Origin of the sequence: Candidatus Avelusimicrobium sp. (assembly GCF_050873505.1) — a bacterium.
In the GTDB taxonomy this organism is placed as follows: domain Bacteria; phylum Elusimicrobiota; class Elusimicrobia; order Elusimicrobiales; family Elusimicrobiaceae; genus Avelusimicrobium.
The window spans coordinates 1-13,693 of the sequence record NZ_JBNMIY010000014.1 but is presented as its reverse complement, the minus strand read 5'-3'; the positions used below and the strand labels follow the sequence as shown (position 1 = coordinate 13,693).

Here is a 13,693-nt window from a genome sequence, read left to right as displayed (position 1 = left end):
GGATATATGAAATCTAATGCTGGTTTTACGTTAATTGAACTCTTGACCGTTGTGTTAATTATCGGCGTGCTGACGTCTGTGGCCCTGCCGCAGTACACGCGCTCTATTGAGCGTGCCCGTGCCACGGAAGCAATGGCGGGTATCAAGGCACTTAACGATGCGGTTTATGCCTACGCCGCCGGACGCTCGGGCGACAACGCTTGCCCGACTTCGTTTAAAAAATTGGCGATTGCCTACCCCGGCACAATGAGCGCGGACGGAAGCAAAATCACTACCAAGGCCTTTGAGTTTGTGATTAACTCCGCCACCACGGCCAATATTCCGGGAACGGATTGCAACGGTGTAACGGCCAAACGCTTGGGCGGCACCAAGTACGACTATGTACTGTGGAACCCGTACATCAGCGGTACGTCGGGCAAGGGGGCCTCGCTCGCCTGCACGAGCAATCAGGCCAAGAGCATTGCTATTTGCCAATCGCTTGATTTGTACACCGCCGGCAGAAAGCCGTATTAATTGTAATAATTGAATATTTTGGCCTTTATACCAATATTTGTGTAGTTTTTATAACGCCCGCCGCTTAATCCCGGCGGGCTTTTTGCTGTGGACGGAGAAACCTTTTGACAGGCGAACGGTTTTTGCCTTGTGCGCCGTGGAACTATATGCGCACAAACAAAAACATCGCTCCGCCTTTCAAATCCCTGCGGCATAAAGCAGTTTATGCCGCCCCCTATATTTCCATAAGAATCCAAGGCCTCTGTTTTCACAGGGGTTTTAAATTTTTACGGAGAGGGACTCCTACTCATACCCCCCGACGGAGCAGTAGCGTTTTTAGTAGCATTTGCTAATACTCCAAAAGTACAATGAATTGTTCCATCGTCTACGCCGGGGGATAGTTATTTTGATTAATACCAAAGGCGCGGGCTAACTAGAATCTAATAATCCGCGCGACGGTTGTACATCATTTCCACGTCTTCTAACAAATACACCACGCGGCCGTTTACATATCGGTCCAACGGCCGTAAGCCCTTGCGCTTGTAGGTGGTGGCCAATGTCGGCAACGAGCATCCAAACAACCGTGCCACGGCTGCCCGGGTTAAAAAGGTATTGCCTGCCAAGTCCGTAATCACTTCTTTGGTTTTGGCCGTGTTTTTAAAGATACGTACATCTAATTTTTTGTAAATCAGTTTTGTTTGCATAAGTTTCTGACAAGAGCCATTAGGAAATAATTTCGTTTGTTATCACAGCCACCATAAACACCAACATAGCCACCCCACCCAATGGGGAAAGGGCTACTTCCACCGCCGTTTTGGTTATTCCTACGGTGGCCGTTGCGGCCCCTTTGGCGATATCTTGCGTTACGTCTGTAACGGATTTTTTGGGTAATTTAAGTTCCAGCGGTTGTATGCCGGGCATAGCAAAACGCAAAGAATAAATTTTTCCGTCATATTGGTAGGCCTGGATATCTCCCGCGGTGTTGAATACAAAGGCGGCTTTGTGTTTGTTGTTGTGTAGTAGCATAATATGTGTCAGGCGGGCCGTCTTCCTCTCTTCGTTAATTCTGTATTCGTAAAACATAAAAATGGATTTTTTAACACGTTTTATCTTGATAAAGCCTACTCGTTGGTCGGTGTTGTCATATTCATAGGCATAGGCCACGCTTCCCGTTTTAAAATGGCGAATAGTTTTGAACCACAAAACATACCAATTATCATCTAACATAAATTTGATAGGAAGACCCTCGGTGATAAAATCCATTTGGGGAGAATAAATTTCAGCAAGCCTTTCTTCGTCTGTATATTTAAGAGCCTTTTTTTGATAAGAACGGATGATTTTTGTATGTTTGGGGGGTATCAAAGAAGCCGGATTTTCTGCTCCGTACAGCGGTGCGGCTAATGTGCCGGATAAAAAACAAATAATAAATACAAGTGATAAATATTTTTTTAACATACATTTATCATAGTATTTTTATTACTGAAAGAAAAATATGTATTGGTGCCGAGTAAGAGAAGAATCACACCAAGCAGTTGGTGTTGCTCTAACTCTCCATAAATTAAAATCCCCGCCAAAATTAGCGGGGGTTTTAAATTTATACGGAGAGGGAGTCTTTGCCCTGCATAAATTTCCTGACGGAAATTTTGCTCGGGCCTGCCCTCACGGTGTTCGCCTTTCGGCCTATGGCCTCAAACTCACACATCGTTGTGGGCTTCAAATCCCTGCGGCATAAAGCAGTTTATGCCGCCCCTTATATTTCCGTATAAAATCAAAATCCCCGCCAAGATTAGCGGGGATTTTAAATTTATACGGAGAGGGAGGGATTTGAACCCTCGAAACCTTGCGGTTTACAGGTTTTCGAGACCTGCTGTTTCAACCACTCACACACCTCTCCAATTATGCCGTCGCCGAGTGGCGGGTATCGGGCATCTATTTCTATTATAGCAAACTTTTGCGCGCTCCTGCGCCGGGCCTACAAATTCCTTATAACTTTTGCAAAAATTGCGTTACAGCCGCCTGCGCCCAGGCAAATTCGTCGTGCCCACCCACCGGGGACAAAAAGCGCTTTTCCCGTCCGATAAAGTCCGCCAGTTTGGCGCTTTGCCGCCACGGGATTGTTTTATCCGCCTGGCTCATACATACCAAAACGGGCAAATTCCCCGGCAGTTTTTTGGCGGATTTTACATTATCAAAACGGTTGAAATACAAAAACGGCGTTACCAAAAGCGCCGCTAAGCGGTACCAGCGGGACGCGGGCGAATAGGCGTGCGTGCGCAAGCATACCGCCATATCGGGCGTACTTAAAAACGGGCTTTGCAATACCAGGGCCTTAAAGGGCAGTTTTCCCAGTTCGGCGGCCGCATACAGCGCGGGCGCGTTGCCCAGCGAGTGGCCGAAAAGCACGATATCCTTGGGCAAAATTTTAAGGTCCTTTAACGCGTAGCGCACCGCACAAAGTGCGTCTTCAAACACCGTTTTTTGCGAGGGCTTGCCCGCCGATAAACCAAACCCGCGGTAGTCAAATAGCATCACCCCGTATCCAAACGGCGCATAGGCTTGGGCAAACGCTTCAAAGTGTGATACGTTTCCGCCCCGCCCGTGGAAGAAAAGCAAGGTGGAAAAGTTGTTTTTCGCGGGCAGATACACCCCGGTAATCATTTTTTTGTCCGTCGTGGGAAAGGCAATATTTTGAAAGGGCAATTTTAAGGGCCAGCGCTTTTTTTGCGGACGGAAAACAATATGTGCCCCCACACGCGTCAGCGCGTACCATACGGCAATTAAAAAGAGTAAAATCAACAGTCCAAGCATATCTTTATTATATCTTTTGTGGCGGGCAGTCTGCCTGCGGTATTTGGTATAATCGGGGTATGAGCAAGCAACTATTGGATGTTTTACTAAACGAACATTTGTTGGATGAAAAATCCTATCAAACCTTATTAAATAAACTCCGCCCGGCGGATAAAAGGGCGTGGCTCTCTCACCGTTTACTAGCGGCGGGTACGGCTTTTATATTGGCCGGATTGGTGTGCTTTGTCGCGGCCAACTGGCAGGAAATGGGACTGTTTTTGCGCCTTTCTTTACCCCTTATCGGGCTTGTGTTGTGCGGGGCGGGGGCGTATTACAAAAAGTTGGATAGTTGGCCGGGGCAAAGTTTTGCCTTTGGCGCGGCGGTGATGATTGGGGCCTTTTTGGCGGTCTTCGGGCAGGTTTACCAAACGGGTGCTTTCTTATATGAACTTTTTGGTCTGTGGGCGATTTTGCTCTTGCCGCTATGTGTGTTTACGCGCAATAAATGGATGTATTTGTTTACGCTTTATGTGGCCACGGTTTATTGGAGTTCGTTCCAAGGCGGAATTTTAACGGACGGTTTTTGGTGGGTGGCCGAGGGCGTGTACTTTGCGGCGTGGGCGCTGAGCGAGTTCTTGCCACCTTGCAAAACGTGGGGCGAGGGCTTTAAACGCTTTATTTGGATGCCTTTAAGCGTCTATGCCACCGTATGGGGTGGTTTCTCGGCGGAAAAGGCGTTCAATTTCCCCAATGCGGGGTATTATTTAGTTGCGCTTGTGTTGGCAGGCTTTTTCCTGTGCTATGCGCGGCACAAAAAAGACACGGCTCTCTTTGCTTGGAACGCCCTCGCCTTGACGGGGCTTGTGTGCACGTATTTAGTTCAATGGTTGGAATTTAGGATGTTGGGATTACTGGTTTATTGTTTGCTTTTTATTGCAAGCGGGCTAATGAGTTACCGCTTTTGGTTTAGCGCGCGGGAGGAAATCAAATGAATACGAGTGAAATTTTAAGCGAAGTATCGCCCGAAAAACGCGCGCAGGCCGAAGCCTTTTTAAAACACCGCGACGCCGTGTCCGTTCCTTTTTTGGTGCGGGCGATGTTGTTTATCGGCTCGCTGATTTCGGCGGGGCTCTTGGTGTGGATAGCCGACCGTTTACTGGCCGGAATTATCCCGGTGTTAGGGCGCGGGGTGCTGTTTATGGCCGTGGGCTTTTTACTGGGGAAAACGGCCGATAAATTACCGCCTGTGCGTGGGGCGTGGCGCCGGCAGTTGGGCGGACTCATTGGCCTAGCCGGGCAGATTATGCTGGCTTCCCGGATGACCGATATCCCCGGCGTGTCCGTTTGGATGGGCGTGCTGGCTGTGGCGGTGGTTTCTTATCCGCTTTTTAAAAACCCCTTTAACCGCTTTTTGTGGTGTGCGGTGGCGGCCAGCAGTTTGTATGCCCAGGTGGATTGGGAGTGGAAATGGCCCCTTTTTGCCGTGGCGCTCTCGGCCTTTTGCGCGTTTGGTGCGGCGCTTTGGCTGTTTGCTAAGCGCAAGTTTAATTGGTATCCGCTGGCTTACGCGCTTATTTGGTGGAGTGTGATTTGTGCGGGTGAAACTGCTGATAGCAAAATGTGTTGGTACGGGTTAAACCCGGCGAGTGCGGTGTTGGCGGGGAGTGTAGCCTTGTATGGTGTATTTTCCCATAAGGGCAACTGGACCCGCGGGCAAATAGCGTTTGCAGCGGGGGCGATAGTGTTGTCCGCTCTTTTAAATTGGCCGACGGTTTTGGCTCTTATACTGATGTACACCGGGTTTACCCTGCGTGACCGCGTATTGGAAAGTATCGGCACGGCGGGCGTGGTGTGCGGGCTCTTTTTATTTTACTTTACCCTAAATGTTGCCCTTTCCACAAAGGCGGCCTTGCTGGTGGCCTCGGGCCTTATTTTGTTGGCCCTGCGGAGGATGTATGCGAAATAAACTAATTTTCCTTTATGCTATTTGTTTGGCGGTGTGCTTTGGGGGGTATGCCATTTATACCCAGCACGCGCTGAAAAAGGCACAGACCTTTTATTTTAAAATAGAAGACCGGGACCCCTTGGCGTTGATGAGTGGGGAATATATGCAGTTAAATTACTCTTTTGAGTGGGAGTTTATTGTTGAAAAAGCACCCGTCAAAGAAGTAACGCTGTATGTGGATGAGCGCGGCGTGGCGGGGAACGTCAAAACGGATAAACCGCTTGTTATTCCGGTACACCGTATAACGGGGCGTTTGCCGCACCAGTTTTATTTTAAAGAAGGAACCGCCAAAAAGTACGACACCGCCGCCTATGCGCAGTTAAAACGCTTGCCGGACGGACGCTTTTTAATTAGCGGGCTGGCGGATGAAAAGTTAAAATTGCTGTAAGGGGGAAGATATGAGCGAAAGTTGTAATCACGATTGCGCCGCTTGCAAAAGCGGATGTGCCGGGCATAACGCCCAGGCAATGCCCAAGGAAAAACCGCATAAATTAAGCCATATCAAACACGTTATCGGCGTGGTGAGTGGCAAAGGCGGCGTGGGCAAAAGTTTTGTTACGGGGCTGTTGGCCTCGGAAATGGCGCGCAGAGGGTTTTCGTGCGGCGTGTTGGATGCCGATATTACGGGCCCGTCCGTGCCTAAAATGTTCGGTCTGCACGAACGCGCCACCGGCGACCAAAACGGTATTTACCCGGTTAAAACCCAAACGGGCATACAGGTAATGTCTTTAAATTTGCTCTTGGAGCACGAGACTGACCCCGTCATTTGGCGCGGTGCGCTTATTACGGGTACGGTGCGCCAATTTTGGACGGACGTGATTTGGCAGGATGTGGATTATTTGTTTATTGATATGCCGCCCGGCACGGGGGATGTAACGCTGACGGTGTTCCAAAGTCTGCCGATTGACGGTATTGTCATTGTATCCTCGCCGCAGGAACTGGTGCAGATGATTGTGGGCAAGGCCGTTAAAATGGCTAAAATGATGAACGTGCCCGTTTTGGGGTTGGTGGAAAATATGAGTTATTTAAAATGCCCCGACTGCGGAAAGGAAATATCCGTCTTTGGCAAAAGCCGTGCCGAAGAACTGGGCAAAACCTTTGGGCTTTCGCCCGTCGTTCGTTTGCCGATAGACCCGTCTGCGGCGCAGGCGGTGGATGCGGGGCGCATAGAAACCGTGCGCGAAGACGCCATAAACCCGCTGGCGGATAAACTTGCCACCCTGTAAAAAGGGGGCCTAACCGATTATAGGACCATTGGTCCCGCAGGGTGGGGCCAATGGCCCTTGTTTTAGGGGCGGATATATTGAATAATATAATGGAAATAATTTTGCCGTAAAGGATAATATATGCGATTGTTTTTAGCCGTTTTTATAAGTATGGCGCTTTGTTCCACAGCGTGGGCGGGCAACCCTTTAAAAAATATAAGAAAGGGCGCCGGCGCGTTAAAGAAAGCCCCGAAAGTGGGGGAAGTAAACATTCCCAAAGTAGTTGTTCCGCAAGCCACAGTTCCGGCCGTGCCCGTTCAAACGCCCCGGTTTTCGGTGCCGATTCCCAATGCGGCGGTGCGCTTGTCCGTCTCCCAGCAGGTGGACGAGGCGGCTATTGCGCGCGTACTGCTTAAAAGCCCGGCTCTAATGCGTGCGGCCGCCCTGCCGGAAGTAAAGCCTTACCGCACTGATTTAATTAATATCCAACTGCAAATTGCACATTTAAATAAATACGCCACAGCCGGTGATATCTTGGCAAATAACAATCATCCCGCCGTTTTGGCCGCCTACAAGGCCTTGGAGGATATGGCCGCTATCGGTATTTACGGTTCAGCGGATGATATCCAATTATTGTTGGCCTCGTATCAGGCGTTTGCGGGTTCGGCTTTGGAGCCGATTGCCTTAACTACGCTGGCGCGCTCCTTGGTTGCCCTGGGGATGTACCCGGTATTGGAAAAGATTTTGGCTAACGCCCAACCGACCGCGGCGCTGGAAACCATTAACGAATTTTTGACGCATTACCATTTCCCCGTTAAGGTGCATAGCCACACGGCTTATGCCCCGGTAGAGGGAGTAAACGAAATGGCTGTGCCCTTGGGCCCCCTTTCCAGATTAAACGGTAAATTTACGGTGGACGCGATGAACCAGTGGGTATTGTCCGCCTACGAACGCCGCACCCCCAAAAAAGTGCAAAATAAGCCCGCTAAAACAGCGGCTTCGGCTGAAAAGCAGCCTGCCCCGTCCGTGCAAGAGCCCGAAGTCCAAGAACCTGCGGAGCCAACTGTGCAAGAGGACGCGCTGGCGTATGACCCCGTTATCCCGGTGCTGGACGAAAAACCGCGCCCCGGGCTTGTCAGCAAGGTCTATCCGTCCGGCCTGCGCGATGAAGACAGTTTAATCCGTGATTGGATGATTTCCTTTAAAAACGGCTATTTTAAACCGCGCAACCAAGTGGAAGCCATTATGGGTATGTCGCCCGCCAAGGCGAATAACTTAATGGAATTTTTGTATTATATGCCCTTGGATGAAGCCGAACGCGTGATTTTTAACCCAATCCGCGAAACGGGCCGCCTGCCGGACTTTATGTACGATGCGCGCTTGATTGAGGGCACGCGCCGCCTGCCTGCGGGGTATTATAAAAATAAATTTAACGAAAACGTAAAACGCTTTGTGGAACTGGCCGACGGGGAAAACACGCTTTATGAGTTTGATATGGAACTCAAAGACCTCGTCAGCAGTATGGCCGATTACAGTTTCAAGCAGGGCTTTGCCTATAAAAACAGCCCGGCCCTTACCAACGGTTTGCGCGCCAAATGGCACAAAATTGAAGTAGCCATTAACCGCCCGGGCTTAAAGGCGGACCGCGAAATGGTCAACCGCCTGTGGAACGAGCCCGTAGTGTTGGAAGACGGCACCCAAGTAAGTTTGCGCGATTACTTTACGCAAACGCGCTCTACCGCGTTTTTTAAAGAAGGCAAAACGCCCGAGTTTTATTTGAACAGCGACCGCTGGGTATCTTGGGAAAACGAACGCCGCAACTTGGCCGCGGCCGAATATGTGGGCCGCCCCGAAAAAACAACTTGGTGGGATAAAGTGCAAAATTGGTTGGTGCTGGGTAACTCGTCCCAGTATTTAACGCTGGACCAATTTGGCGATGTAATGCGCACCGAGTTTGAAAAAGGCTTTGGCGGTGCGGCGGCGGACAGCCCGTACTTGGACTGCCTGGCCGGAGCGGAGGACGAGGGTCCGTCGTCCTTAACTATGAAGGTAAACAACTTTGATAAAGTGGGCGGCGTTTGCCAGGCCGCGTTTGGCGACGGCGGCTATATGGGCCGCGTGGACAAAAACTACGACGGCACTTCTACCGTCAGCCGCTTTGAACCGCAAAATTTTACCAATGTAAAAGTGGTAACCTTTGATTTAAAAACGCTCCAACCGCGCGTGCAAACCTTACAATCCGTGCCGTATTTAAAGGATTTAAAAAAGCCGGATGTGGACCAAGTCCGCGCCGGGACAATGGTGGGCGACGGCTTGGACCCCACACGCGATTTGCTGGATGTGCGCCAGGCCGATAAAGCCCTGTTGAATATTCCGCACTTAAAGGCGACCATTTATCCCTTTGCCCGCTTGGGTGCCTACGAAGGCACGGTTCCGCCGTATTTGACGGGCGGCGGGCTTGGTGGCTATTTGGCGCTCTTCACGCCCGATTTTTATCCGCTTAAAACGGTGTACCGCCTGCGCTTTAACGGTTGGAAACCGTATTTGGAAAAAGCGTATTACGTCCGCAAGGAAGTTCCGGCCCTTTCCGGCGCGATTCACCGCGACCGCCTGACGTTTAGTGAACAGGTGCAGGAACGCGTAGTAAAGCCGGCTGAAAAGACCGAAAAATAAAGCCTTTTTTATTAAAATCCCCGCTTTTAAGTTGGCGGGTATTTTTATATTCTTCCAAAAAAGCGTTCTTTGGGCGTAATTAAATGTTACAATGAGCGTAGGGGGAAAATGTATGAGTTTGATTTTAAGCAAATTGGCTGAAACAATCGGCGATTCGCCGACCTTAAAAATTAATGCCGCGGCCCGCGCCTTAAAGGCCGCCGGGCAGCCCGTTATTCATTTGGGCGGCGGAGAACCCACTTACCCGGCCCCGCAGGCGGCGGTGGATGCGATTATTAAAAAAGCGCAAAGCCGCAAAATTAAATATTCTCCTTCCTCCGGCACGCCGGAGTTGAAAAAAGCCGTTTTGCATTATACGCTTACTCAGTATGCCCGCCGTTACGAGCCCGCCAATGTGCTCGTGTCCGCGGGGGCGAAGCAGGCGCTTTTTAACTTTTTGCTGGCCGCGGTAAACCCTGGCGACGAAGTCATTTTCCCGGCGCCTTTTTGGGTGAGTTACCCCGAAATGGTGCGTATGGCGGGGGGAACGCCCGTTATCGTGCGCCCGACCGAAGGGCTAATGGTAAAGGCCGAACAAATTTTAAAAGCCGTTACGCCCAAAACCAAAGCCATTTTGATTAACAGCCCGTGCAACCCGTCGGGCCAAATTTACAGCGCGGAATTTGTAAAAACCATTGTGGAATTTGCCGAAGCCAACAAAATCTTTTTAGTAATGGACGACATTTACCGCGAACTTGTTTTTGACGGACAAACCACGCCGAACCCCTGCCAATATGCGCAGGCGGCGGAAAATTTAATTATTATTAACGGTGTATCAAAACTCTACGGCCTGACCGGGCTCCGTATCGGTTGGGCGGTGAGTGCAAATAAACCGCTTATTGCCGCTATGGGCCGTATGCAGGCGCAAAGCACGTCCTGCAACAGCGATTTGAGCGAAACCGCTGCGGCCGCCGCCTTGATGGGCGACCAAAACGTAGTGGCGGACCTGCGGCGCGTATTGCAGGAAAACCGCGATGCGCTCCTTGCCGAGGTTGCCAAGATTCCCAATGTGCGTGTGCAAAAGCCGCAGGGAACCTTCTATTCGTTCATAGATTTTAGCCACTATAACGCCGATTCCAATGCGCTTGCGCAGTATTTGCTGGAAAAGGCGCTGGTGGCCGTAGTGCCCGGAAAAGCGTTTGGAGCGGAAGGGTACCTGCGCGTTAGTTTCTGTGCGGACAAAGCCTCCATTATTGAGGGCGTACGCCGCATACGCTGGGCGCTGGATAAAACCGCCCCGAACGAAATAAAAATCGGGGATAAATTAGTTACGAGGGATTAAAATGAAAACATTAAATGCTAAACCGGATTTCTTTAAACCGGATTATGGTTTGGAACACGCCGGTATTTCTACCAATAAAACCGTGTACTGGAACTATTCCACTCCGGCTTTGTACCAAGAAGCCTTGGACCGCAAAGAAGCCAACGTGGTGTACGGTGGCCCGCTGTGCGTAAGCACCGGCAAACATACCGGCCGCAGCCCGAACGACCGCTTCTTCGTGGAAACCAAAGACATTGAAGGTAAACTCTTTTATAATAAAAGCAACAAAGGTATTAAACCCGAATACTTTGATAAAATTTTTGCCAAAGTAAAAGAATATGTAAAGGACAAAGACCTCTTTGCCCGCGATGCGTATGTCGGTTCTAGCGAAGCCTCCCGCCTCAAAGTGCGCGCCATTACGGAATGCGCCTGGACGAACCTGTTTGTCAAAAATATGTTCATTGAACCCAAACGCGAAGAATTAAAATCTTTCGTGCCGGAATTTACGCTTATCTGCCTCCCCAAAATGAAAGTGGACCCCGCCACCGACGGCACCACCAGCGAAACCGCCATTTTGATTAACTTTGAAAAGAAGATTATCTTGGTAATCGGCACCGAATACGGCGGCGAAAACAAGAAATCCTTGTTCACGGTAATGAACTTCCTCTTGCCGCAAAAAGGTATTATGACGATGCACTGCTCCGCCAACGTGGGCGATAAGCAAGACAGCGCCATCTTCTTCGGTTTGTCCGGCACGGGCAAAACCACCTTGTCCGCCGATATGACCCGCGGCCTCATCGGCGACGATGAACACGGCTGGGACGATGACGGTGTGTTCAACTTTGAAGGCGGCTGCTACGCCAAAGTAATTCGTTTGAGCCAAGAAGCCGAACCCCAAATTTATTCCACCACCCAGCGCTTCGGCACCGTGTTGGAAAACGTGGTCTTTGACCCCGAAACCGGCAAACTCAACTTGGACGACGACACCTTGACCGAAAACACCCGCGCCTGCTATCCGCTTAACTTTATTGAAAACGCGGTAGAAAGCAAACGCGCTCCGCATCCGAAAAACATCATTTTCTTGACCTGCGATGCGTTCGGTGTAATGCCGCCTATTTCCAAATTGACGCCCGACCAGGCCTTGTACCACTTTATCAGCGGTTACACCGCCAAAGTGGCCGGTACGGAAAAAGGCGTAAAGGAACCGACCAGCACGTTCTCTACCTGCTTCGGCGGTCCGTTTATGGCCTTGCACCCGTCTGTGTATGCCGAACTTCTCAAAAAGAAAATTCAGGCGCACAAAGTGGATTGCTGGCTCGTCAACACGGGCTGGATTGGCGGCCCCTACGGCGTAGGCCACCGCATCAGCATTAAATACACCCGCGCGCTCTTGAACGCGGCTTTGGACGGCAAATTGGCGAAGGTGGACTTCATCACCGACCCGGTGTTTGGCTTCCAAATCCCGACTTCTTGCGAAGGCGTACCGTCTGAAATTTTGAACCCGATGAACTCTTGGGCCAACAAGGAAGAATATATGGTAAAATATGAGTCCTTGGCTAAGTCGTTCATTGAGAACTTCAAAAAGTACGAATCCGGCTGCTCTAAGGAAGTTTTGGCCGCCGCGCCGAAAGTGAAATAAGCGCGCCGTCCGTTAATTTAACGGAGCCGTTTGGCAAGTAACCCTTACCAAGCGGCTCCAAATATACTAAAATTTAATAAAGAGATTTATCTTTCACATAAATAGGAGAATTAGTAATATGGCAAAAGCAAATGCAAAATTTATGGCCCCGTTGACCCCCAGCGCCGAATTGGCTGCCGTAGTGGGCTCCGCGGCTCTTCCCCGCACCGAAGTTGTTAAAAAAATGTGGGAATACATTAAAAAGAACGGCTTGCAGGATGCCAAAAACAAACGGATGATCAACTCTGATGCGAAATTGGCCCCGATTTTTGAAGGCAAAAAACAAATCAGTATGTTTGATATGAGCAAATATCTTTCCAAACACTTGGCCAAATAAGCCCTTTGGAAGACCATTTAAACCCCGGCGGCATATAGATTGCTTCCGGGGTTTTTAATAGCCCGTACGCGGGAAAAATGCGCAGAAAATCAGCCCTTAATTTTGTATGCGGAAATTAACAGATGAACTTGCCTATCAAGTCTTGTCGGTGGTGGAGGAAATCCCCGCGGGCAAGGTGGCCTCTTACGGGCAGATTGCGGCCTTAATCGGGCGGGAGAAAAATGCCCGCTTGGTGGGCAAAATTTTAAGCCGTGCCGAATATTATGGCGAGTATCCCTGCCACCGCGTAGTGAACCACGCAGGCCGATTAGCCCCGGGCTTTGCGGCGCAAAAGAGCCTTTTGTTAGCGGAAGGCGTACCCTTTAAAGACGCGGTTCACGTGGATATGAAGCGTGCCCGCTGGGACTGCTAACTTTTTACTCTTTCCTTTCTTTACCTTTTTTATAAATCCAACTTTTTTGTTGTTTGTCTTTTGTTGTGTAGTTGCCGTCATCCCGTAGTGTTTTTATACGGGATCTGTCGTTGTTGTTTCATTTCTTTGCGACATTACAAAAAAAGTGTTGCTTTATTAATCAAACGAGCGCGGATAATCTGCGGCCCGCAGGGTGCGGCCTGCAAGGTGCGGTTCGCTAGGGTGTCGTCATCCCGGAAGGTTGTTATCCGGGATCTGTTTTTGCTGTTGTTGTCATCCCCGAGTGTTTCTGTCGGGGATCTGTTGTTGCTGTGTTTGTCATTCCGGGACCCGCATACGAGCGGGAACCCGGAATCCAGAATAAAATAAGGTCTTTTCTAATAAACAGACTGGATCCTGGGTCCACGCCCGGGATGACAAATAGAAAGACCTTTATTTTTATAAACGGCTAACTACCCAATCGGTAGATCCTGAACTAAATTCAGGATGACTTTTATTTTATAACTGCCTTGTTTTATTGTTTTTCGCCGTCATCCCGGAAGGTTTTTATTCGGGATCTGTCGTTTCGTTTGTTTGCGACATTGCAAAAACAGTGTGGCTTCATTAGTCAAAAGAGGGAAAAAGGTAAGCCGTCCGCAGGACTTATTTTTAAAGGGGTTGTTTCGTTTTTTTTTTTTTGTTAAAATTTTGATAAATCGCGGTGGCCGTACCCGGATGTATCCACTGTATAAAAACGCGTATAAAAGGCCGTTTTGCTCAAATATAAAGGCCTTAATAAGGAGAAAAAATGAAAAAATTATTTAT

14 protein-coding genes and 1 tRNA gene are annotated in these 13,693 nt (G+C 49.6%); 11 read left to right on the top strand and 4 right to left on the bottom strand.

Translation table 11 applies throughout. The features are described 5' to 3' along the window. Positions 1-6 precede the first annotated feature (6 nt). Complete coding sequence (locus ACR0QV_RS07025; RefSeq protein ID WP_432635758.1) at positions 7-513, top strand: type IV pilin protein; 507 nt, start codon at positions 7-9, stop codon at positions 511-513. Between the two features lie 419 nt (positions 514-932). Here the strand turns inward: ACR0QV_RS07025 and ACR0QV_RS07020 are convergent, their stop codons facing one another. The 4 genes from ACR0QV_RS07020 to ACR0QV_RS07005 form a co-directional block, all read right to left on the bottom strand. Further along, the gene (locus tag ACR0QV_RS07020; RefSeq protein WP_432635756.1) at positions 933-1,196 is read right to left on the bottom strand and encodes a hypothetical protein; all 264 of its coding nucleotides are present in this window, start codon (positions 1,194-1,196) and stop codon (positions 933-935) included. A gap of 19 nt (positions 1,197-1,215) precedes the next feature. Continuing rightward, complete coding sequence (locus ACR0QV_RS07015; RefSeq protein WP_432635754.1) at positions 1,216-1,755, bottom strand: hypothetical protein; 540 nt, start codon at positions 1,753-1,755, stop codon at positions 1,216-1,218. Between the two features lie 546 nt (positions 1,756-2,301). Then, positions 2,302-2,386, bottom strand: a tRNA-Ser gene (locus tag ACR0QV_RS07010). 89 nt (positions 2,387-2,475) lie between these two features. Further along, a complete protein-coding gene (locus ACR0QV_RS07005) occupies positions 2,476-3,300 on the bottom strand; it encodes an alpha/beta hydrolase (RefSeq protein ID WP_432635752.1) in 825 nt (274 codons plus the stop codon). A 59-nt stretch (positions 3,301-3,359) separates the two neighbouring features. Between ACR0QV_RS07005 and ACR0QV_RS07000 the strand changes: the two genes are divergently transcribed. The 10 genes from ACR0QV_RS07000 to ACR0QV_RS06955 all read left to right on the top strand — a co-directional run. Further along, positions 3,360-4,271 carry a DUF2157 domain-containing protein gene (locus ACR0QV_RS07000; protein WP_432635750.1) on the top strand — a complete coding sequence of 304 codons (912 nt, stop codon included), beginning with the start codon at positions 3,360-3,362 and terminating at the stop codon, positions 4,269-4,271. Further along, on the top strand, positions 4,268-5,245 hold the full coding sequence (locus ACR0QV_RS06995; RefSeq protein WP_432635748.1) for a DUF4401 domain-containing protein: 978 nt from the start codon (positions 4,268-4,270) through the stop codon (positions 5,243-5,245). Before ACR0QV_RS07000 ends, ACR0QV_RS06995 begins: the two co-directional genes overlap by 4 nt. Further along, entirely contained in the window at positions 5,235-5,672 is a 438-nt protein-coding gene (locus tag ACR0QV_RS06990) for a GDYXXLXY domain-containing protein (protein ID WP_432635746.1), read from the top strand. Before ACR0QV_RS06995 ends, ACR0QV_RS06990 begins: the two co-directional genes overlap by 11 nt. A gap of 10 nt (positions 5,673-5,682) precedes the next feature. Next, complete coding sequence (locus ACR0QV_RS06985; protein ID WP_432635744.1) at positions 5,683-6,510, top strand: P-loop NTPase; 828 nt, start codon at positions 5,683-5,685, stop codon at positions 6,508-6,510. A gap of 150 nt (positions 6,511-6,660) precedes the next feature. Then, positions 6,661-9,162, top strand: a complete 2,502-nt coding sequence (locus tag ACR0QV_RS06980) for a hypothetical protein (RefSeq protein WP_432635742.1) — start codon at positions 6,661-6,663, stop codon at positions 9,160-9,162. A 112-nt stretch (positions 9,163-9,274) separates the two neighbouring features. Next, positions 9,275-10,483, top strand: coding sequence for a pyridoxal phosphate-dependent aminotransferase (locus ACR0QV_RS06975; RefSeq protein ID WP_432635740.1), 1,209 nt, complete (start codon positions 9,275-9,277; stop codon positions 10,481-10,483). A 1-nt stretch (position 10,484) separates the two neighbouring features. Continuing rightward, positions 10,485-12,101: a phosphoenolpyruvate carboxykinase gene (locus tag ACR0QV_RS06970; RefSeq protein ID WP_432635738.1), complete on the top strand. Its 1,617-nt coding sequence runs from the start codon at positions 10,485-10,487 to the stop codon at positions 12,099-12,101. Between the two features lie 118 nt (positions 12,102-12,219). Beyond that, entirely contained in the window at positions 12,220-12,477 is a 258-nt protein-coding gene (locus ACR0QV_RS06965; RefSeq protein ID WP_177745655.1) for an SWIB/MDM2 domain-containing protein, read from the top strand. A 106-nt stretch (positions 12,478-12,583) separates the two neighbouring features. Then, positions 12,584-12,889, top strand: coding sequence for an MGMT family protein (locus tag ACR0QV_RS06960; protein ID WP_432635736.1), 306 nt, complete (start codon positions 12,584-12,586; stop codon positions 12,887-12,889). A gap of 594 nt (positions 12,890-13,483) precedes the next feature. Beyond that, positions 13,484-13,693: hypothetical protein (locus ACR0QV_RS06955; protein ID WP_432635734.1), on the top strand; the 210-nt coding region annotated here is incomplete at its 3' end.

Excerpts from the sequence above, each read along its gene's own strand:
- ACR0QV_RS07025 (WP_432635758.1), top strand. The coding sequence starts at position 7 with ATGAAATCTAATGCTGGTTTTACGTTAATTGAACTCTTGACCGTTGTG.
- ACR0QV_RS07020 (WP_432635756.1), bottom strand. The coding sequence starts at position 1,196 with ATGCAAACAAAACTGATTTACAAAAAATTAGATGTACGTATCTTTAAA.
- ACR0QV_RS07015 (WP_432635754.1), bottom strand. The coding sequence starts at position 1,755 with ATGGATTTTATCACCGAGGGTCTTCCTATCAAATTTATGTTAGATGAT.
- ACR0QV_RS07005 (WP_432635752.1), bottom strand. The coding sequence starts at position 3,300 with ATGCTTGGACTGTTGATTTTACTCTTTTTAATTGCCGTATGGTACGCG.
- ACR0QV_RS07000 (WP_432635750.1), top strand. The coding sequence starts at position 3,360 with ATGAGCAAGCAACTATTGGATGTTTTACTAAACGAACATTTGTTGGAT.
- ACR0QV_RS06995 (WP_432635748.1), top strand. The coding sequence starts at position 4,268 with ATGAATACGAGTGAAATTTTAAGCGAAGTATCGCCCGAAAAACGCGCG.
- ACR0QV_RS06990 (WP_432635746.1), top strand. The coding sequence starts at position 5,235 with ATGCGAAATAAACTAATTTTCCTTTATGCTATTTGTTTGGCGGTGTGC.
- ACR0QV_RS06985 (WP_432635744.1), top strand. The coding sequence starts at position 5,683 with ATGAGCGAAAGTTGTAATCACGATTGCGCCGCTTGCAAAAGCGGATGT.
- ACR0QV_RS06980 (WP_432635742.1), top strand. The coding sequence starts at position 6,661 with ATGGCGCTTTGTTCCACAGCGTGGGCGGGCAACCCTTTAAAAAATATA.
- ACR0QV_RS06975 (WP_432635740.1), top strand. The coding sequence starts at position 9,275 with ATGAGTTTGATTTTAAGCAAATTGGCTGAAACAATCGGCGATTCGCCG.
- ACR0QV_RS06970 (WP_432635738.1), top strand. The coding sequence starts at position 10,485 with ATGAAAACATTAAATGCTAAACCGGATTTCTTTAAACCGGATTATGGT.
- ACR0QV_RS06965 (WP_177745655.1), top strand. The coding sequence starts at position 12,220 with ATGGCAAAAGCAAATGCAAAATTTATGGCCCCGTTGACCCCCAGCGCC.
- ACR0QV_RS06960 (WP_432635736.1), top strand. The coding sequence starts at position 12,584 with ATGCGGAAATTAACAGATGAACTTGCCTATCAAGTCTTGTCGGTGGTG.